Source organism: Pseudomonas umsongensis, from assembly GCF_002236105.1.
GTDB classification, from domain to species: Bacteria; Pseudomonadota; Gammaproteobacteria; order Pseudomonadales; family Pseudomonadaceae; genus Aquipseudomonas; species Aquipseudomonas umsongensis.
Genome location: NZ_NIWU01000007.1, coordinates 46,746 through 66,550, shown reverse-complemented (window position 1 = coordinate 66,550; position 19,805 = coordinate 46,746). Strand labels below are relative to the sequence as shown.

14 protein-coding genes are annotated in these 19,805 nt (G+C 59.5%); 6 read left to right on the top strand and 8 right to left on the bottom strand.

The genetic code is table 11. The features are described from left to right. Window positions 1-116: 116 nt before the first annotated feature. The gene (locus PSUM_RS26245) at window positions 117-1,244 is read left to right on the top strand and encodes an OpgC family protein (protein WP_033045130.1); all 1,128 of its coding nucleotides are present in this window, start codon (window positions 117-119) and stop codon (window positions 1,242-1,244) included. A 137-nt stretch (window positions 1,245-1,381) separates the two neighbouring features. Here the strand turns inward: PSUM_RS26245 and PSUM_RS26240 are convergent, their stop codons facing one another. Next, the gene (locus tag PSUM_RS26240; protein WP_083349714.1) at window positions 1,382-2,803 is read right to left on the bottom strand and encodes an amino acid permease; all 1,422 of its coding nucleotides are present in this window, start codon (window positions 2,801-2,803) and stop codon (window positions 1,382-1,384) included. A 471-nt stretch (window positions 2,804-3,274) separates the two neighbouring features. On the opposite strand from PSUM_RS26240, the gene PSUM_RS26235 reads away from it, so the two are divergent. Then, window positions 3,275-6,400 carry a transglycosylase domain-containing protein gene (locus tag PSUM_RS26235; RefSeq protein WP_083349715.1) on the top strand — a complete coding sequence of 1,042 codons (3,126 nt, stop codon included), beginning with the start codon at window positions 3,275-3,277 and terminating at the stop codon, window positions 6,398-6,400. A 69-nt stretch (window positions 6,401-6,469) separates the two neighbouring features. Here PSUM_RS26235 and PSUM_RS26230 read toward each other — a convergent pair whose 3' ends face one another. From PSUM_RS26230 to PSUM_RS26210, 5 genes are all read right to left on the bottom strand, one after another. Further along, the gene (locus PSUM_RS26230; RefSeq protein ID WP_093935820.1) at window positions 6,470-7,732 is read right to left on the bottom strand and encodes a hypothetical protein; all 1,263 of its coding nucleotides are present in this window, start codon (window positions 7,730-7,732) and stop codon (window positions 6,470-6,472) included. Next, a complete protein-coding gene (locus PSUM_RS26225; protein ID WP_083349716.1) occupies window positions 7,729-8,226 on the bottom strand; it encodes a CS1 type fimbrial major subunit in 498 nt (165 codons plus the stop codon). Before PSUM_RS26225 ends, PSUM_RS26230 begins: the two co-directional genes overlap by 4 nt. A gap of 3 nt (window positions 8,227-8,229) precedes the next feature. Next, on the bottom strand, window positions 8,230-8,970 hold the full coding sequence (locus PSUM_RS26220; protein WP_020797447.1) for a hypothetical protein: 741 nt from the start codon (window positions 8,968-8,970) through the stop codon (window positions 8,230-8,232). 37 nt (window positions 8,971-9,007) lie between these two features. Then, window positions 9,008-11,530 carry a TcfC E-set like domain-containing protein gene (locus PSUM_RS26215; RefSeq protein ID WP_083349717.1) on the bottom strand — a complete coding sequence of 841 codons (2,523 nt, stop codon included), beginning with the start codon at window positions 11,528-11,530 and terminating at the stop codon, window positions 9,008-9,010. A gap of 109 nt (window positions 11,531-11,639) precedes the next feature. Beyond that, the gene (locus tag PSUM_RS26210; RefSeq protein WP_083349718.1) at window positions 11,640-12,128 is read right to left on the bottom strand and encodes a CS1 type fimbrial major subunit; all 489 of its coding nucleotides are present in this window, start codon (window positions 12,126-12,128) and stop codon (window positions 11,640-11,642) included. An 803-nt stretch (window positions 12,129-12,931) separates the two neighbouring features. On the opposite strand from PSUM_RS26210, the gene PSUM_RS26205 reads away from it, so the two are divergent. Together PSUM_RS26205 and PSUM_RS26200 are read left to right on the top strand one after the other, a co-directional pair. Beyond that, complete coding sequence (locus tag PSUM_RS26205; protein WP_020797450.1) at window positions 12,932-13,507, top strand: PadR family transcriptional regulator; 576 nt, start codon at window positions 12,932-12,934, stop codon at window positions 13,505-13,507. Next, entirely contained in the window at window positions 13,504-14,295 is a 792-nt protein-coding gene (locus tag PSUM_RS26200) for a siderophore-interacting protein (protein ID WP_083349719.1), read from the top strand. The genes PSUM_RS26205 and PSUM_RS26200 overlap by 4 nt, the downstream gene beginning before the upstream one ends. A 156-nt stretch (window positions 14,296-14,451) precedes the next feature. On the opposite strand, the gene PSUM_RS26190 is transcribed toward PSUM_RS26200, so the two are convergent. Together PSUM_RS26190 and PSUM_RS26185 are read right to left on the bottom strand one after the other, a co-directional pair. Next, a complete protein-coding gene (locus PSUM_RS26190; protein ID WP_020797452.1) occupies window positions 14,452-15,087 on the bottom strand; it encodes a Pr6Pr family membrane protein in 636 nt (211 codons plus the stop codon). A 1-nt stretch (window position 15,088) separates the two neighbouring features. Further along, window positions 15,089-15,319 carry a VF530 family protein gene (locus PSUM_RS26185; RefSeq protein WP_083349721.1) on the bottom strand — a complete coding sequence of 77 codons (231 nt, stop codon included), beginning with the start codon at window positions 15,317-15,319 and terminating at the stop codon, window positions 15,089-15,091. A 260-nt stretch (window positions 15,320-15,579) separates the two neighbouring features. Between PSUM_RS26185 and PSUM_RS26180 the strand changes: the two genes are divergently transcribed. Both PSUM_RS26180 and PSUM_RS26175 read left to right on the top strand, forming a co-directional pair. Then, a complete protein-coding gene (locus tag PSUM_RS26180) occupies window positions 15,580-16,947 on the top strand; it encodes a carbohydrate porin (RefSeq protein ID WP_083349722.1) in 1,368 nt (455 codons plus the stop codon). Window positions 16,948-17,160: 213 nt separating this feature from the next. Further along, window positions 17,161-19,569 (top strand): glucose/quinate/shikimate family membrane-bound PQQ-dependent dehydrogenase, encoded by a 2,409-nt coding sequence (locus PSUM_RS26175; protein WP_020797456.1) that lies wholly within the window; start codon window positions 17,161-17,163, stop codon window positions 19,567-19,569. Window positions 19,570-19,805 lie beyond the last annotated feature (236 nt).

The following is a 19,805-nucleotide window of genomic DNA, read 5'->3' as shown; positions in this document are numbered from 1 at the left end:
CCGCCTTTGCAATTGCCGGCGAATCAGTCCACCCTGCGCGCCGCCAATATGTGGCGCGCAACTTTTTGCGCCTTTGGCTAATCCTTTGTTCAATACCTGTCTACGAGCCTGACGTCATGACGCTAGCGCGCGATCACCGGATCGATTTTTTTCGCGGCCTGGCACTGATCTTCATTTTCTGGGATCACGTGCCCCACAACCCTTTGGGTCAAATCACGCTGCGCAACTTCGGGTTCAGCGATGCCGCCGAAGTCTTCGTGTTCCTCGCCGGTTACGCGGCCGTACTGGCCTACGGCAAAGTCCTGGCGCGCGAAGGCTTTTTGATCGCCTGTGTGAAAATCCTGCGCCGCGCCTGGGTGCTCTATGTGGTGCACATCTTCCTGCTGGCAATGCTGATGGGCATTGTATTTTTCGCCAACAGCCACGTGGAAACCCGCGACCTTGTGGAAGAAATGGGCATGCATCATTTCATCAGCGACCCTCAGCAGGCCCTGATCGATGAGTTGTTGCTGCGTTTCAAACCGAACCTGATGGACCCGCTGCCGCTGTATATCGTGCTGCTGGCGGGCTTGCCGCTGGTGCTGCCGATATTGGTACGCAAGGCCTGGCCGGTGGTGGCGGTGTCCTTTGCGCTGTACATGACGGTGCCGTTGTTCGGCTGGAACCTGGCAGCGATCAAGGATGGCGTCTGGTACTTCAACCCCGTGGCCTGGCAACTGCTGTTTGTCCTTGGCGGTGCGGCGGCGATGCATGCTCAACGCCCTCGCGTGCCCGACACCCGGCCGCTGGTGCGCCAGCCGTTGTTCATGATGGCGGCGGTGTATTGCGTAATCGCCGCGGTGCTGACCATCGCCTGGCGCTGGCCGCAGGTCCACGACGCCCTGATGCCCGCCAGCCTGGGCAATCTGCTGTACCCGATCAGTAAGACCAACCTGTCGCCTGTGCGTCTGCTGCACTTCCTGGCGTTGGCCTACGTCACCGCGAAACTGTTGCCCAACACCGGCTGGACGCAAAACTGGCTGGCGCAGCAGAGCTGTCGCATGGGGCGTTTTTCGTTGGAGATTTTCTGCCTGGGCGTGTTGCTGGCGCCTCTGGCGGACATGCTCAATGCGCTGACCGACGATGCGTTCGCCATGCAGATTTTTACCGCGTTGGTGGGGGCCGGGTTGATGGCGTTGCTGGGGGCGTGGCTTGAGTTCAACAAGCGCTTGAATCGACCGGCTTCGGCGGTAGCCGCCTTGTAGGAGCTGGCTTGCCAGCGAAGGCACCCGAAAGTGCGGCGCAATGCCCAAGGACGCCTTCGCCGGCAAGCCGGCTCTTACAGGATGAAAAAAAGCCCCGATCAATTCGATCGGGGCTTTTGCATTTCAGGCGTTACGATTTACGAAGCCGAACGCACCGCACCCTGCGCGATATTGGTCGGTTGCAGCTTGAACACGTAGAACAATACTGTCAGCAGCACCAGGAACGCAGGCCCCACATACAGGGCCACGCGCGTGTCCGGGAAATACGCCATCAAGCCGACCACCAGCACAAGGAATGCCAGAGCCAGGTAAGAGCTGATCGGGTACAGCCACATGCGGTACTTGAGGCCGGCTCGCTCGCTGGCGCTCAGGCCTTGGCGGAACTTGAGCTGGGCCAGCAGGATCATCACCCAGGTCCAGATCGCGCCGAAGGTGGCAATCGCCGTCACCCAGACAAACACCTTCTCAGGCACCAGGTAGTTGAGCAACACGCCCAGCAGCAGGGCGCCAATCGACAGCAGCAAGGCGCGACGCGGCACACCATTGCTGGAAGTCTTGGCAAAGCCGGCCGGGGCCTGCCCGTTCTGCGCCAGGCTGTAGAGCATGCGCCCGGTGCTGAAGATACCGCCGTTACAGGACGACAGCGCAGCCGTGATCACCACGAAGTTGATGATGCCCGCCGCAGTCTTGATGCCCAGACGCTCGAAAGTCATCACGAACGGACTGCCCTGGGTACCGATTTCGTTCCACGGGTAGATCGACAGGATCACGAACAGCGCACCGACGTAGAACAGCAGGATCCGCCAGAACACCGAGCCGATGGCGCTGGGAATGGTCTTCTGCGGGTTCTTCGCTTCACCGGCGGTCAGGCCGATCATTTCCACGCCGAGGTAGGCGAACATGACCATTTGCAGGGACATCAACACGCCCTGCACACCGTTTGGCATGAAGCCGCCGTGGGTCCAGAGATTGGAAATCCCCAGGGCCACGCCATCGTTGCCGAAGCCGAATGCGATGATGCCGATGCCACCGAACACCATCGCAATGATGGTGACGATCTTGATCAAGGCGAACCAGAACTCGAACTCACCGAAAGCTTTCACCGCAATCAGGTTGATCGAACCCATGCTGACCAATGCCGCCAGTGCCCATATCCAGCGCGGCACATCAGGGAACCAGACGCCCATGTACACCGCCACGGCTGTGATTTCCGCGACACAGGTCACCAGCCACAGGAACCAGTAGTTCCAACCGGTCAGGAAGCCCGCCAGCGGGCCGAGGTAGTCTTGGGCGTAACGGCTGAACGAGCCGGCGACCGGGTTGTGCACGGCCATCTCGCCGAGCGCACGCATGATCACCAGGATGGCCAGGCCGCCGATGATGTAGGACAGCATGATGGCCGGGCCAGCCATTTCAATGGCCTTGGCCGAACCCAGAAACAGACCGACGCCGATACAGGCACCGAGTGCCATCAAGCGAATATGCCGTTCGCCGAGTTCACGTTTGAGCGGGCCGCCCTGAGCGGTCTCGCCGTGGGGCAGGTGATTGCCTACGGGCATGGGTACAACCTCGTATTGTTATTGGATATATCCACCGAGTGGCGAAGCGTTGACCGATAAGCCATCGCCTGCCTTGACCGACTCTGCTTCGTGGGCAGAACCGTCTTGCAGTCCGAAACCTGCGAGATCAGCGGGGGGTGCAGTATAAAAAGCTCGCGACAGAGATTTTCACTCTATAAACCACAAAAATCAGGTGTAAATCTCGGCGAAAGCGGTATCCACGGAGATGGATTATCTGGGTCTTGTAGGAATTTTCGCTTTTTGAAACGGCGGCGAGTATTGCACGGTATTGGTGCGTCGTCATGCCCCGCTAAACCTCTCGAGGGCTCTGGATCAACCCTGTAGGAGCTGCCGCAGGCTGCGATCTTTTGATTTGCTTTTAAAAGACAAGATCAAAAGATCGCAGCCTGCGGCAGCGCCTACTAAGCTTCAGACAAGTCCGATCAATCTGCGTGAATGGATCAATCGACTATGGGCGCTTTACAGCAAACCGATTCGAGTACAACCGTGGTCCAGACTGAACCTGTGGATGAAGCGCCAATACCTGAAAAACCCCCTCGCAGTCGCGTCAAGCACGGCTGGAAAGCGTTTTGGCTTTTGTTGGTAATCATTGCGATTGTCGTGGGTCTGGCGGCGGCCAAGGAAATGCGTACCTCGAGGTTTCAAGCCAGGGAGGTCAGCAAGTTTGCCAAGACCCTGAGTTATGAACTCAAACCCGGTCCCAGCGACGCCATTCACTACCCTGGCGCGGGCCCATTCGACCTGCGCCTGGGTTACAGCTCGCTGGACGAATTTCTGCCACGCCTTATCAAGCGTGACTACGTCATTTCTGCCCAGACCCGGTTTTCCAAGGCTTTGATGGACTACACAGACAAGGGCCTGTTCGTGCCTTATGCGGAGAAAATCCAGGCTGGGCTGTCAATCACCGATTGCCGCGCCAACCCCTTGTACCAATACAAGTATCCGCAACAGCTCTATTCCAGCTTCGAGGCGATCCCGCCGGTGGTGGTCAACAGCTTGCTGTTCATCGAAAACCGCTTTTTGCTCGACCCTAGCCAGCCCCTCGCCAACCCGGCGGTGGACTGGCCACGGTTCGGCATGGCGGCGTATACCCAAGTCGCCAAGATGCTGCACCTGCCCGGTCAATCGGCGGGTGGCAGTACCCTGGCCACGCAACTTGAGAAGTATCGACATTCACCCGATGGGTTGACCGTCTCGGGTGGGGAAAAAATTCGCCAGATGATTTCCGCCACCGTGCGCGCCTACCAGGATGGCCCGCAAACGCTCAAGGCTCGGCAGAACGTGGTGCGCGACTACCTCAATAGCGTGCCGCTGTCGGCGGTGCCGGGCCACGGTGAAGTGCATGGCATGGCCGAAGGTTTGCGCGTGTGGTATGGCGCCGACTTCAACAAGGCCAACGAAACCCTGGCGAGCGACGCCACGGATCCAAAAAGCATGGCGGAAAAAGGCCTGGCCCTGCGCGAGATGCTGTCGTTGATGATTGCCCAGCGCCGCCCGTCCCATTACTTGACCAAAGGCCACGATGAACTGGCCGACCTCACCGACAGTCACATTCGTTTGCTGGCACAAAACGGCGTGATCGATGCGCCCTTTGCCGCCGCGGCCCTGGCCAGCAAAGTCACGTATCGCGACTGGGCGACCCAACCGACCATTCAACCAATCGAAACCAACAAGGGCATCAGCGTGGCCCGCAGCCGCCTGGCCGGGTTGCTCAATCGTCCATTGTACGATCTCGATCGGCTTGACCTCTCGGCCACCAGCACCCTGCAAGGCGAGCTGCAAACCCAGGCCACAGCCTATCTCAAACGCCTGGCCGACCCGGCCTATGCCGCTGAAATCGGCCTGATGGGCGAACGCTTGCTGACCCCCACCAGCACCACCCAGGTGCGCTACAGCTTCACACTGTTCGAGCTGACACCGGATGGCTCACGGGTGCGGGTCCAAACCGACAGCACCGATCAACCGTTCGACATCAATGAAGGCAGCAAGCTGGAACTGGGCTCCACGGCGAAAATGCGCGTGCTCACCACTTACCTGCAGATCATTGCCGAGTTGCATGACAAATACGGCGAGATGTCCGTCCCGGACCTGAAGAAAGTCGAGATACCGGAACAGGATCGCCTGAGCCGCTGGGTGGTCGATTACTTGATCCAGAACAAAGACCACAGCCTGCAACCCATGCTCGGCGCCGCGCTGGATCGCAAGTACTCCGCCAGCCCCGGCGAAGCGTTTTTCACCGGTGGCGGTTTGCACACCTTCAATAACTTCCGCAAGGAAGACAACGGTCGCAACCCGACCCTGCGCGACGCCCTGCGGGAGTCGATCAACCTGCCGTTCATTCGCCTGATGCGCGACCTGGTGCGCTACACCACGTATTCCGGCCCCAACAACCGGGCTGAATTGCTCAAGGACGACCGCGACCCTCGCCGCCAGGAATACCTGGCCTCGTTTGCCGACCGCGAGGGCACGTCGTTCCTGCTCAAGTTCTGGAAAAAATACAAGAACAAGGACACCCAGGCGCGACTCGAGACCTTCCTCGACAGCATGCGCCCGACCCCAATCCGCCTGGCCGCCGTGCACCGCTACCTGCTGCCGCAGGCCAGCCAGCAGAGCTTCAACACCTTTGTGCGCTCGCACCTCACCGGCGAAAAATCCAGCATCGACAAGGAAAAACTCACCGACGAGCGCCTCGAACGCCTGTACCTCGCCTATGGCCCCGGCACCTATGACTTGCCCGACCAGGGCTTCATTGCCAAGGTCCACCCGCTGGACCTGTGGCTGATGGGCTATTTGCTGACCCACCCGGACGCCACGTTCAAGGACATCGTCAAAGCCAGCCAGTTCGAGCGCCAGGAAGTCTATAGCTGGCTGTTCAAGAGTCGGCACAAGGGCGCCCGCGACATCCGCATCCGCACCATCCTGGAGATCGAAGCCTTCCTCGACATTCACCAGCGCTGGCAGCAAGTGGGCTATCCGTTCGATCACCTGGTGCCTTCGCTGGCCACCGCCATCGGTAGCTCCGGCGACCGTCCGGCCGCACTGGCCGAGCTGATCGGCACCATTCTCAACGACGGTGTGCGCATGCCGACGTTGCGCATCGACAGCCTGCACTTCGCGGCGAACACACCCTATGAAACCAAACTGATCAATGACCCGGACGTCGGCAAACGGGTGATGCCGTCCGAGGTGGCCAAGGCCATGCGCGAAGCCTTGTCCCAGGTGGTGGACGCCGGTACGGCCAAGCGCGTCGCCGGTAGCTTCACCACGCCAGACGGCAAGCCGCTGGCCATGGGCGGCAAGACCGGCACCGGCGACAACCGCATCGAGGCCATCGGTTCGGGCGGCCGGATTCTGAGCTCGAAGTCGATCAACCGGACGGCGACCTTCGTGTTCTACATCGGCGACACCCATTTCGGCACCCTGACAGCCTTCGTGCCGGGGCGCTCGGCCGAAGCGTTCAAGTTCACCTCGGCGTTGCCGGTGCAAGTGCTCAAAGGCATGGCACCGATCCTGACGCCGTACCTGCAACCGGGAAGTCACACCGAGTGCCTGCCTGTTGAAGTCGCCCGACGCTGATCGCGGGTCATTTATTCTTTTCGACAGACCTCGCCCTGAAGGCCGTCACGCCTTCAGGGCACGCGTTATCTATCCCACTTCGGAATCCCAGATCACGGTGATATTGCCCCTGAATTTGGAAGCTTCGCCTGCCTTGATCATGTAGTCCACGTAATAAGGTGCAACTTCGAAATGCAGGGTGCCGGGCGCACGGTCTACATAAAAGCCCGGTTTGAATTCCTGGGCGTTCACCTGCCCGACATGCAAAGGACGACGAGTGACCGGTTGACCACTGAGATCCGTCAAGCCGTTGGGCAAGCTGACGCTCAGTTGCACCACGGCGGCTCGCTGGGAAACGGGGTCGCGAATCATGCAATCGAAAAGTCCGGTGATTTCGCACTGAAGCTGCATCTTGAAACGGCTAGACGAGGAAATGTTGAAGGTTTGATCGCGAAACAACCGGGTTGGCTTGCGCCCCTGGGTCAGCCAGGACTGCCAGCCACCCGCCGGCACCAGTTCCACCCGATCACCACCGGGGGGAATATCCACTTTGAGCGTATGCCGTACATCCAGGGAGAAGTTGAGGATCAACTGATTGTCATCGGGAATCATCACATCGCCCATGTCGAAATCCTGATGAGGGCCGACCGTATACGCAACGGTACCTGTGTATTTACCCCCCAGCATGTTCAGCGGATCAGGGGTGCGCAGCTCATACGCGAACACAAAATACTGATAACGAAAGGCCAGCGGGATCTCGAACAGTGCTTTCTTGCTACATACGCCTGCTCCAACGGGAACCATCCAGAAACTGTTGTAACCATGGTGGCCGGCAGTGGATATGCCGACGCCGCCACAAGGCGCTGGCGCATAGACCCACGCGCCTCCCTCCCACAAATTGTCCCACCACCCTCCATTGGTCAGTTCGCCGATGGCCCGGGGTAAGCCGGCTTCGTGACCAATACCCGCAATGCGTATGGACAGCTCCTTTGAATCGCCCGACTCATGAGTCACGCGCACCGTTCTCCACTCAGAGGGGACCTTCGCCATCCCGCCCTGGCGAGGGTCCGCATGATTGGCCAGGATCGGTGCGTTGGCAGCAAACGCTATGGGGGCAATCAGACTGAATAGCCCACGAGGCTCGCAAGCACTCGGGACTTGGCGACAGAACCCCCCGGACGGTGTCTGATTGATGAATACATTCTTTTGGGGTTGTGACGAGTCGGGCGCGAAGGACGCCTCGATGTCCAAGACCGCCGCATTCGCCTGCAGGGCAAAGGCAACACTAAAGAAGCTGATTGATCCAAAACGCTTCAGGCTCTGGGCTAGTGGTTTGCTGTGCAATCTTTTCATATCGGCAACACCGCGTTGAAGATCATATTGATACTGCCAAAGTACTTGCCGGGCTTGTAAACCCCGTCGGCAGGCGGCATCGGGAGGACTTCCAGCAACACGCGTTTTCCGGGCGCTGCATCGGTCAGGGACACCACTTCGCCGCTCTCGTGCTCGCTCAACAATTTGCCGTTGAACAGCACACGCAAGGCGATGTCATCGGCATCGGTGCCGTTAGACAGATAGGGGCGGCCGTCAAGCCGCGCTTCAATCGAGCCTGCCACATTCTTCACATCGAAATACTTGCGCAGGCTGCCCAGTGTCGACGTCGCCAGCCTCCACGGCAGTTGCTGCTCGCGATGAATCCAGCCCGGGTCTGAGGGGATGACGTAAAACGCCGGGGTCGGAATGGTCACGTACACTTCGAAGGTGTGCTCTTCCCGGGCGGCGAATACACCCGCGCTCGCCGCCATCACGGCGGCCGACAACCAGACCTGGATCAGCTTCCTGTTCATGGGTCAGCCCTTCACGTCGAGGTTTTTGCTGCGTTCACCTTCGACCAAGGTGAAGCGGTATTCGCGACCGGCCTGCTTTTCGAACTCAAAAGTGCGACCTGCGAGGATGTGATGCTTGGTCGTGGGCTGGCAGTCCTGATCGTTTTTGACCGCGCAGTCCTTGAACTCATCGATCACCACAACGGAATTGCCGTTGTTGCGGATCCGATAGGTGCTTGTGGCGTTTTCAACCGCGCTGTCAAAGCGTGTTTCCTTGGGCCGCACGAAAAACACCGCGCCATAACCTGCCAGCACGGTGACACCGGCGGACAGCGACTTTTTGTAGTCTTCCTGTTCTTCGCTGGACAGCGCGAACGCGTCTTCCTTCTCCGGCACCACCGGTACAAAACGCACCCTGAAATACCGCTCCCGGTCACGCTCGCCCATGTACAGCAAACGCGTGCCCTGCATGCCGTTGGCCGGCACGATCAACCGCGCCGGGCTGGCCATCAAGCCGTCGCGGGAGCTGCCATCGGCATTGGATTGAAGCGGTACTTCCTGCGACTTGCCATCGGCGTCGTAGAGAATCTCGAGGATGTTGACCTTGACGAATGCCGTACTGTCGCCGCCATTGAACACACGTTTCAGGAAGGTGCTTTTATCTCCGTCCAGATAGTCGTAGACGGTACCGATATTGATGCTCGGGCTAGCGTGAGCCGTTTGGGTGAACAAACAAAAACCAACTAATACCAACAGACGTTTCATCGTCCCTACCTCGTTAATTAATCCGGTTTGCCGGGGGTTAACCCGCAGTTCGAGCCTTGAACGTCGCATCCGCCAACGTATCCGGCGTGCAACGCAGATCGCCGATCATCAGCACGTTGTTTTCCGTGCGGCCATCGCTCGGGTCGAGACGGAACTGGCACAGCAACTGGTTGCCGTGGCGCACCTCCAGGGTCGGTGAGCCGGCGTTCATTTCCATGGAGAAGAAGCCGTCCACTTCACTCACCCCGCGACTGGCGTGGTTGATGATGTGGTGGCCCTTGAGCGGGTTGCCCTGCGGGTCGATCAAGCGACCGAGCACGGTCAGGGTTCTCATCACTTTCACCTGGCGATATTCCACCCCCCCTTTGTTCAGGTGATAGCTGGAACGAGCCGGCTGGATGGTGGCTGCGGGAACGTGGTTACCCTCGAAATCGAAACTGACCGAGCTACTTTTGTAGGCGGTGATCGGCACGAAATTGCGCCCTGGCTTGAGTATCGCGCTGCCGCCGCTCAAATCATCGGCGCGCAAGGCGATGTCCTCGATGTCCGACTCCACGTCGATGATCATCCCGGCACCGTTGCGGTGGTATTGGCTGGTCATGAGCATTTTTTGCCCGCCGACGGCCACGGTGCTTTCGAGGTTCAAGCCGCCGGTGAGGTCGTTGTTGAAGGACGAACGCTGGATGAAGCCGTCGCCATTGACCAGGTCCGAACTCATGGTCGCCATGGCATTCAAGCCGATGCCATAGGTATCGGTGATGGCCGAGGCGGAGACGCTTTGCAGCACATGGTCCTGCAGGGTTTTGCGATAGGTGATCGAGGCATTGTTATCGCGCCCGCCTTCCCTCGCGGTGCGGGTGCCAATGCTGCCGGAAATCTGTTCACCGGGACCGCCCAACGCGATATTCACACTCAAGTCGATGCCGCGATTGCGGTCGTCTCCCGAACTCACGCTGCCCGGCCGATCGAACAGCGACAGGCGCCAATTGGCGTCACTGCCAAACAGTTGAGTGCGCTGGCTCCAGCCCAGGTCCACGCCCGTGCCGTTGATGTTGCCTTCACTGTGGGACACCCGGGCGTTGATTGAGCTTTTAGTGGTGACTCGGTGATTGATCGACAGCGACGAATTGCTGGTTTGGCCGACGAACACATTGCGCTGCCGCACCCGCGTGCCATCGGGCAAGGTGTCGTAGAGCCGAGTGGTGTCGAGCCAGCTGCGGGTGTGACTGGCGACGAGACTGCCGCTGCCGTAGGAATAAAGGCCCTGTACATCGAGGCCGGTGCCGTAGTCTTGAGTCTTGTAGACGTTGGCGAACAGGCTGGCGTTATTGACGATGGCCCAGTCCACCGAGGTGCCGTATTGCAGCGAGTCGCGCACCTGGCGAGCGTTCAGGCCGAGGATTACGCGTGGGTGAAACAGGTAGTTAAACGCCGCACCGGCGGTCATGTCGCCATCGTGCTGCTCCTCCCAGTTGCTGAGCAACTTCGATTCGCGACCCGCAAACAGGTTGTAGCGCCAGCGCTCCTCATGGTTGCGCCAGTTGCTCGGTTTGTAGACCAGTTCCTGGGTGCTGGAAGTGATTTGGCCGTCTTCGATCAGGCGCACTTCCACTTCATAGATGCCGCCCGGCAGCGCACGCGTATCGAGGGTCTGCAACCCTGCTGGCACGGCCTGGGTGTTGATCAGCAAACCGTCGCGGTAAATCTCCACCGAACCCTGTCGATTGGCGGTGACATAGATGGGGTACACCGCCGGTTTCGGGTTGTTGATGGCCAGGCTGTCGGAGCTGCCGTACATCACCCCCAGCGCGGTGTCGGGGCTGATGCCAAAGGCGCGGGGCTGACGGGTCAAGCCTTCGGAAGTCGGCGTGAAATAACCCAGGCGCAGGAAGTTGCCTTCCAGTTCGCGTTGAGTGAAGAGTTCGTACACGGCGTGGTAGAGCTTGTTGTCCAGGCCACCGAGTCGAGACAGTTGCAAGTTGACCGCCTGGGTCCAGTTGCCCAGGCTGCTGCTGGCGTCCAGGCCGTAGCGTCCGCCAAGGTCCTGATTCTGACCGCCATTGAGGTTCAACTGGTTGCGTATGATCAACCCGGTGCTGCCGTGCTCCGGCAGGTTGTAGTAACGCTGTACCTCACCGTCACGCTCGGCGTTTTCCGTGAGGATCGACACCAGGGAATTTTCAAGGCTGTAATGCACAGCCAACAGCTGCTCGGGGCATTTCGCCTGGCAGCCGCCCAAGGCTACGCCCTGCTTCAGATAGTTAGCCCAGGTGTCGCGTTCACTGGGCTTGATGGTGCTGTCGCTGACATCGACGAAGTTAACCAAAGTGACGCGATCGTCGCGCGTCAGCACAATCATCGCTTCACCAAGAAACTGTTGGTCAAGTTCCACGCGCACCGCCATCGGCACATCGAAGAAGTGTTCTTCGAAACCCTTCGGCAAGCCTTTGGCCTGCGCCAGCAAACTTCGAGGTGTGTGGCCGTTTTCCATGGGCGCGGCCACGGCAGTTGCGCAAAAACACAGGGCAAGCGCCGCCGCGATGGGAGTCATCGGGAACATGAACGAAATACTCTGAAGATAAATTCGTTGAAACCCGATCGACAGGCAGGGGTTACCCATCGACCGGTAAGTGTTAACGAATAAGGCTGGGCCTTAAGTCATGGCTGACTTAGTTGATGCGCGGAATGGCATCAAAGATCAGGACTGGATTGGCCGTGTAATTACCTGTCTGCGAGCTCATCGGCAGGGCGGCGGTAATCAACAGCACAGCCCGCATGCCAGCATTGGATTCAGTATCGCCAACCACTTCCTGGGAAGTACCGGTCAAGGTCACGCCGTTGAAGACGTACTTCAACGCGATGAAGTCTTTACCGTTGTGCAGGGGTTGTGGACCACCTTCAACATAAGCGTTGACCGAACCGAGAGTGTGGCGGACATCGAAAGGCGCACTCAGCGTGCTCAATTTCTCATTTACCACGTCCCAGGTCATTTTTTCATCTTTACCGAATTCAGGATTCACCGGCTGGGCGTGGAATGCGTTGGTGGGAATAAAGGCGCTGATGTTGATGGACGAGCGCACTTCTTCCGCAGCGAACGCCATCGAAGAGCTGAGGGCCAGGAGAGTCATCGGGACGGCGATTGCAAACTTCTTGAACATTGTTGAGTACCTGTTTTTTTTCAAAGGATTGGTCTGTGGAAAGTTTAACGAACCGTGCCAGCAACCAGCGTGATGGCATTCCTGCTCAACTTTCGACGCCAACAATGATCAACCAAAATCCTAGGAAAGTAAGTACGAAAACTCCATGCAAGATGTAGTTAAAGTACCCCACGCACCCGTGGAAAAAGCACGAAAAACAACAGAGTAAGACATTTACCTATCAGCCATATCCTACACACAGTTTTTTGAACGAGCCCCATGACCGACAGGACACCGTTCCCCCCTTACGATAGGGGATAGGCAAACAGGGCTTATGACTAATAGCGACGACAAGAGTGGGGAGCTTTTGGCCCAGGAGCGGCGGCGCCGCTGGAGCCCAGGGCAGAAGCTGGCCATTGTTGAAACGGGTTTACCGGGTGATACGTGACAACAAACCTTTTGCTTGAACGTCGGATCAAACAACCCGGCGTGCCGCGTCGGCACGAAGGCCGTATTGCTATGCGGCAGCATCAATGTAACGGGGAGTTGGTGTCCGGTTTGGTAGGGGCAGTCCAGTTTTCGCAATAAAAACACACAGAAAAGAACTAAAACAACTTCTGTAAGAAGTGTACTACTTATTCATTAACTCATTACCAACAACAGTTGGAACCTGATAATTATTTTAGTCACTCTAAAATTACCAACACTCCCTTCTCCCGCCAGACCGGCGGAGCTTCTGGTCTCCCGACCGTCGGTCAATAAAGCTTGCGCACTGCATAAGATATATCTTACGTTGTATCTAGAAATCACAGGAGAAGGAAAAAATGAGAGACCATCATTCCCCGCACCGCGAACACGGCGACGGCCGTGACGGCTTCGAAAAACGTCCCGGGCGCGAACGCGGCGGCCGCGGCCCCCGGGTGTTCGCCCCCGGCGACTTGAAATTGCTGCTGCTGGCGCTGATTGCCGAGCAGCCTTGCCACGGATATGACTTGATCCGCCAGATCGAAGGCATGTTCGACGGCGCCTATAGCCCCAGCCCAGGGGTGATCTACCCGACCCTGACCTTTCTGGAAGAGAGCGAAATGATTCAGGGCGATGCCGAGGGTGGCAAAAAACGCTACAGCGTGACCGACGCCGGACGTCTGTCTTTAACCGAACAAGCGATTGCCCTGGACGGCGTGCGCACACGCATCGATGTGAGCAAGCGCTCGTTGCGCGGCCACGATCGCCCGCCGCAGATCCACGAGGCTGTGCATAACCTGCGTCATGCCTTGCAACTGCACCATGGACGCTGGAGTGCCGAAGAGATCCAGCGTGTCGCCAACCTGCTCAACAACACCGCCAAAGCCATTGTCGACGGCCCCGCCGTTCAATTTGCCCAGGAGCCAGCCGAATGACTGACGTTATCGTGCCTACCCCAACCATTCACCGCGTGATGCATGAAATAAAACGACGGCGCCTGGAGGTGCTGCGCGTCGTCGACCTGACGCCACGCATGCGCCGCATTACCCTCGGTGGGCCTGAGCTGGCCGGCTTCGTAAGCCTCGGCACCGACGACCACGTCAAACTGCTGTTCCCGCAGAATGCGGAGCAACAGGCGGCGCTGGAAACCCTGGTGCTCGGCGCCGGCAAGGACAACGGCCCGATGCCGGCCATGCGCGACTACACCCCGCGCCGCTACGACCTGGACGCCCTGGAGCTGGATATCGATTTCGTGCTGCACGGCGATGGCCCTGCCTCGACCTGGGCCGCACAGGCCCAACCCGGGCAGTTCCTGCACATCGGCGGGCCTCGCGGCTCGATGATCGTGCCGGATATCTTCGACAGTTACCTGCTGATCGGCGACGAGACCGCCCTGCCCGCCATCGCCCGACGCCTTGAAGGCCTGGCGGCCAATCGCAAGGCGCTGGTGGTGATCGAAGTGGAAAATGGCAAGGAACAGCAAGTGCTGCAGAGCGCTGCCGTGGTCAATGTGATCTGGGTGTTGCGCGAAGGGGGCAAAGACCATTTGTTGAGCACTGTGCGCCAGATCCAGGTGCCAGCCGGCAGCCTGTACGCGTGGGTGGCAACCGAGAGCAAGGTGTCGCGGCAGATACGTCGGGTGTTGCTCGACGAGCACGGTTTGAACGAACAGTTCGTCAAGGCCGTCGGCTACTGGCGGCTGGACGACAGCGACGAGGAGTAATGAGGTTTGAACTGTAGGAGCGAGCATGCTCCGGGCGGCGTTCCGACGAAAAACCTGAGAGCACCGCGGGGCGCCAGGCTTCCCGCGTTATCGTTGACCTCCATCGCGAGCAAGCTCGCTCCCACAGTAGATCGGGTACATCTGAGAGCCCAGTGGTCACCGCCACCGACGATCCAGCGCCATCAACAACAAAGCAATCACCACAAACCCCATCAGTAATCCGCCGGCATTCAAAAACACCTGTGGATAACCCAACTTGTCCACATCAATGAACGGATAGGGATAAGCCGCCAACACGTGCCCGCGAAGCAGTGTGTATGCGAAGTACAGCAACGGGTAAATCAGCCACAGCGCAATGTGCCGCAGACGCAAGGTGCCTTTCGGCACACAGAACCACCAATACAGCAGAAACAGCAGCGGCATCACGTCGTGCAACAGCTCATCGGCCAGCCATTGCCAGCCTTGCGGATGCCACAAATGCCGCAACAGCAGGTTGTAGGCCAGGCTAACCACCACGATGCTCACGGCAACACCGCTACTGACCCCCGGCTGCAGAAACCAGCGACGCGCCGCCGACTCGCGGGACGTGGCTGCACAGGTCAGCACGGTCGCCACCAGGGTGTTGCTCAGCACGGTGAAAAAACTGAAAAAACTCATCAGCCCGCCCAGCAGGCTGGCGCCGATGCTCCAGCGCGCAAAAAAAATCAGGTACAGCTGAATACTCAGCCCGGCCCAGCCCAGCACGGCCGCCAACGTCATCAAGCGTCGCTGCACGCCTTCCTTGGGTGGCATGTCAAACCGGGCGCTTGGTGCGCATCAGCTTCACGTATAAGCGCTCCACTTTCTCCCGTGCCCACGGGGTCTTGCGCAGGAACGTCAGGCTCGACTTGATGCTCGGATCGCTCTTGAAGCAACGGATATCGATGCGCTCGGCCAATCCCGACCACTCGTAATGGGTCACCAGCACATTGAGGATCTGTTCCAGGGTGACGCCGTGCAGCGGATCGGGGTTGTGTTCGTTCATGCCAGGCCTTCGAGCAGGAGTGGGAATTGGAAGCCGCGCACCTTACGTTAAATGTAGGTGAAACCCAAAAGATCGCAGCCTGCCCCAGCGCCTACAAGGACTGTTACCGAATCCGAAAGGATGCATGTCAGGAAAAGACCTTTCTCTATTTGTAACAGAACATTATCCTTACGCCCGCTTTAGCTGAAACGTTTCCTCCTCTGCTTTGCGTCTGCCGTTTTACGTTCATTCCCCAGAAAAAGATCAAGAATTTCTTCTCTATGCCTGATTTACGACTCCCCAAAGACAGCGCTGTCTTCAAGACTACTGTTTGCCTGCTCACAGGCCTAGGCGCTTTCAGCCTCGTTACGTGCACCCAGGCGGCGCCCGCCTTCGACAGCGACTCCCCGTGGATGCTTGGCGACTGGAACGGCACCCGCAGTGAACTGTCGGCGAAGGGCTACGATTTCAAGATCGACTACACCGGCGAAATGGGCAGCAATCTGCAGGGCGGCTACGACCAGGATCGCACCGCTCGCTACAGCGATCAGTTTGGTTTCGGCACTCACCTGGACCTGCAGAAAATCCTTGGCTGGGATGACGCAGAGTTCCAGCTGACCATCACCAAGCGCAGCGGCAACAACATCAGCAACGACCGGATCAATGATCCGCGAGTTGGCGGATTCACTTCGGCACAGGAAGTCTGGGGCCGTGGCCAGACCACGCGCCTGACGCAGATGTGGTACCAGCAGAAATTCCTCGACCAGACACTCGACATCAAGGTCGGCCGTTTCGGCGAAGGCGAAGACTTCAACAGTTTTCCCTGCGACTTCCAGAACCTGGCGTTCTGCGGCTCCCAGGTCGGCAACTGGGTGGGCGACATCTGGTACAACTGGCCCGTCAGCCAGTGGGCGATGCGGGTCAAGTATCACCTGACGCCCGAACTGTACGCACAGGTTGGCGCCTATGAGCAAAACCCGTCGAACCTCGATCGCGACAACGGCTTCAAGCTCAGCGGCAGCGGCACCCAAGGGGCCATCCTGCCGGTGGAGCTGGTGTGGACACCAAAGTTCAACGGCCTGCCGGGTGAATACCGTGCCGGCTACTACTACAGCAACGCCGACGCCACCGATGTCTACAAAGACAGCAACGGCCAGCCCGCCGCGCTGAGTGGCGAGGCTTATCGCAGCGCCTCAAGCAAGCACGGTGTTTGGCTCGGCCTGCAGCAGCAAGTCACCAGCATTGCCAGTGACCATTCCCGAGGCCTGAGCCTGTTCGCCAATGGCACGATGCACGACAAGAAGACCAACGCCATCGACAACTATGTCCAGGCCGGCCTCGTCTACAAAGGCCTGTTCGATGCCCGCGCCAGGGATGACATCGGTTTCGCCATGGCCCGCGTGCACGTCAACCCGGCGTACCGCAAGAATGCCGAGGCGCGTAATCAGGCCAATGCTGTCTTTGACTACGACAACCCGGCCTACCTGCCGCCCCAAGACACCGAATACAGCGCCGAACTCTACTACGGCGTGCACGTCACGAACTGGCTGACGGTGCGCCCGAACCTGCAATACATCCGCCACCCCGGTGGCGTGAACGAGGTCGATGACGCGCTGATTGGCGGGATCAAGATCCAGTCGTCCTTCTAACCAACAACCCAAACCCTGTGGGAGCGAGCCTGCTCGCGAAGAGGCCATCACATCCAACATTAGCGTCGGATGACACAGTGCTTTCGCGAGCAGGCTCGCTCCCACAAGGGATTACATCGACTGAACACCTGTTATATGAACCACGCCCCCGCGGGATCGTCATCTACAGTGAACCTGCGCGGGACCACTTGAAACGTAACGGAGAACCACACTATGAGCACTGAGGGTGCTTTGAGTCGAAGCCGTCTGTTGCCGACCCTGCTCGGCATACTGCTTCTGCTAATGGGCCTGGCCATGCTGGCCGGCGGGATCAAGCTGAGCATGCTCGGCGGCTCGCTGTACTACCTGCTGGCCGGTATCGGTCTTGCGCTGACCGGCATCCTGCTGATCGCCGCGCGCCGTGCCGCGTTGGGCCTGTACGCGCTGGTACTGTTCGCCAGCACCGTTTGGGCACTGTGGGAAGTCGGCCTCGACTGGTGGCAGCTGGTGCCGCGCCTGGCGATGCTGTTCGCGCTGGGCCTGGCGATGTTGCTGCCGTGGTTTCGCCGTCCGCTGCTGCGTGATGGCGCCGCCCCCATGGGCACCGGCGCACTGAGCGTGGCTGTGGTGATCGCAGGCGCGACCGCCTTGGCCAGCCAGTTCACCAACCCGGGCGAAATCAAAGGCCAACTGGACCGCGACAGCGTGCCGGGCATGACCAACACCGCGCCGGCCATGCCCGACGGTGACTGGAACTCCTACGGCCGCAGCGCCCATGGCGACCGTTACTCGCCGCTGGCGCAGATCACCCCGCAGAACGTCAACAAACTGGTACCGGCCTGGACTTACCGCACCGGTGACCTGCCAGGGCCGAACGACCCGGGCGAAACCACCGCCGAAAACACCCCGCTGAAAGTCAACGGCATGCTCTACGTGTGCACGCCGCACAGCCAGGTGATCGCCCTGGACCCGGACACCGGCAAGGAAATCTGGCGTTTCGATCCGAAGCTGTCGACGCAGAATGCGGCGAACTTCAAGGGTTGGGCGCACATGACCTGCCGTGGCGTGACCTATCACGATGACGCGGTGTATGCCTCCGAACAGAGCCCGACCGGTTCGGCCAGCCCGGCCCCGGCCAGCGCTTGCCCGCGCAAGATCTTCCTGCCGACCGCCGACACCCGCCTGATCGCGCTGAACGCCGACACCGGCAAAATGTGCGAAGACTTCGGCGACAAGGGCCAGGTCGACCTGCGCGCCAACATCGGCGGTTTCACGGCCGGCGGTTACTACTCCACCTCGCCCCCCGCGGTCACCAAGGACCTGGTGGTGATTGGCGGCCACGTCACCGACAACGTTTCCATCGACGAGCCAAGCGGCGTGATCCGCGCGTTCGACGTGCACACCGGCAAACTGGTGTGGAACTGGGACAGCGGCAACCCGGACGACACGACGCCGATTGCCGAGGGCAAGACCTACACCCGCAACTCGCCAAACATGTGGTCCGTGTTCGCAGTCGATGAAAAACTCGGCATGCTGTACCTGCCGATGGGCAACCAGACCCCGGACCAGTTCGGCGGCGCGCGTACCCCTGAATCGGAACTGCACGCGGCCGGCCTGACCGCCCTGGACATCGCCACCGGCAAAGTGCGCTGGCACTTCCAGTTCACTCACCATGACCTGTGGGACATGGACGTCGGCGGCCAGCCGACCCTGATGGACCTTAAGACCGCCGACGGCGTGAAGCAGGCCGTCCTGGCGTCGACCAAGCAAGGCAGCATCTATGTGCTGGACCGCAGCACCGGCCAGGCCATCGTGCCGATCAACGAAGTACCGGTGCCGCAAGGCGCGGTGGAAGGCGACCACACTTCGCCGACGCAACCCAAATCCGACCTGAACCTGATGCCACCGCCGCTGCAAGAGCGCGACATGTGGGGCGTCACGCCGTTCGACCAACTGATCTGCCGGATCGACTTCAAATCCTTGCGCTACGACGGCCCGTTCACCCCGCCATCGCTGCAGGGTTCGATCGTCTATCCGGGCAATTTCGGTGTGTTCGACTGGGGCGGCATCTCGGTTGACCCGGTGCGTCAGATCGCGTTCGTGAACCCGAGCTACATGGCGTTCAAGTCGAAAATGATCCCGGCCGCCGAAATCGCCGCCCAAGGCCCGCGCAAAAGCGAAACCGAAGGCGTGCAACCCAACAAGGGCGCGCCGTACGGCGTGGTGCTCGAAGCCTTGCTGTCGCCAATGGGCCTGCCGTGCCAGGCGCCAGCGTGGGGCTACGTGGCCGCGATCGACCTGACCACCCATGAAAAAATCTGGATGCACAAGAACGGCACCGTGCGCGACAGCTCGCCGGTTCCGATCCCGCTGAGCATGGGCGTACCAAGCCTGGGCGGCACCTTCATCACCGCCGGTGGCGTCGGTTTCCTCAGCGGCACCCTGGACCAGTACCTGCGGGCCTACGACGTGAAAAACGGCAAGCAACTGTGGGAAGGTCGCCTGCCCGCAGGCGCGCAAACCACGCCGATGACCTACACCGGCAAGGACGGCAAGCAATACGTGCTGGTCGTGGCTGGCGGCCACGGTTCACTGGGCACCAAACAGGGCGACTATGTGATTGCCTACAAGCTGTCGGAATAAGTAACAACCGTAGCTAGCGCCAAGGCGACCCTCGCAAGGGGGTCGCCTTTTTTGTGGGCGAGCTACCAGTCCAAAAGCAGCACCCGGGGCCTTGCCTCAACGCCACAGCGGTCTAACATCAAACGAAAGGAAATTTTGTCCCAATCCCCTCAAGTTGAAGGACTCGACTACCGACACAGTACTGATCGGGCAATTGCCCCAGACACAGCAAATCGGCCAAGCTGCTGGCATTATCC

Coding starts and splice junctions, on each gene's coding strand:
- PSUM_RS26245 (WP_033045130.1), top strand. CDS start 117: ATGACGCTAGCGCGCGATCACCGGATCGATTTTTTTCGCGGCCTGGCA.
- PSUM_RS26240 (WP_083349714.1), bottom strand. CDS start 2,803: ATGCCCGTAGGCAATCACCTGCCCCACGGCGAGACCGCTCAGGGCGGC.
- PSUM_RS26235 (WP_083349715.1), top strand. CDS start 3,275: ATGGGCGCTTTACAGCAAACCGATTCGAGTACAACCGTGGTCCAGACT.
- PSUM_RS26230 (WP_093935820.1), bottom strand. CDS start 7,732: ATGAAAAGATTGCACAGCAAACCACTAGCCCAGAGCCTGAAGCGTTTT.
- PSUM_RS26225 (WP_083349716.1), bottom strand. CDS start 8,226: ATGAACAGGAAGCTGATCCAGGTCTGGTTGTCGGCCGCCGTGATGGCG.
- PSUM_RS26220 (WP_020797447.1), bottom strand. CDS start 8,970: ATGAAACGTCTGTTGGTATTAGTTGGTTTTTGTTTGTTCACCCAAACG.
- PSUM_RS26215 (WP_083349717.1), bottom strand. CDS start 11,530: ATGTTCCCGATGACTCCCATCGCGGCGGCGCTTGCCCTGTGTTTTTGC.
- PSUM_RS26210 (WP_083349718.1), bottom strand. CDS start 12,128: ATGTTCAAGAAGTTTGCAATCGCCGTCCCGATGACTCTCCTGGCCCTC.
- PSUM_RS26205 (WP_020797450.1), top strand. CDS start 12,932: ATGAGAGACCATCATTCCCCGCACCGCGAACACGGCGACGGCCGTGAC.
- PSUM_RS26200 (WP_083349719.1), top strand. CDS start 13,504: ATGACTGACGTTATCGTGCCTACCCCAACCATTCACCGCGTGATGCAT.
- PSUM_RS26190 (WP_020797452.1), bottom strand. CDS start 15,087: ATGCCACCCAAGGAAGGCGTGCAGCGACGCTTGATGACGTTGGCGGCC.
- PSUM_RS26185 (WP_083349721.1), bottom strand. CDS start 15,319: ATGAACGAACACAACCCCGATCCGCTGCACGGCGTCACCCTGGAACAG.
- PSUM_RS26180 (WP_083349722.1), top strand. CDS start 15,580: ATGCCTGATTTACGACTCCCCAAAGACAGCGCTGTCTTCAAGACTACT.
- PSUM_RS26175 (WP_020797456.1), top strand. CDS start 17,161: ATGAGCACTGAGGGTGCTTTGAGTCGAAGCCGTCTGTTGCCGACCCTG.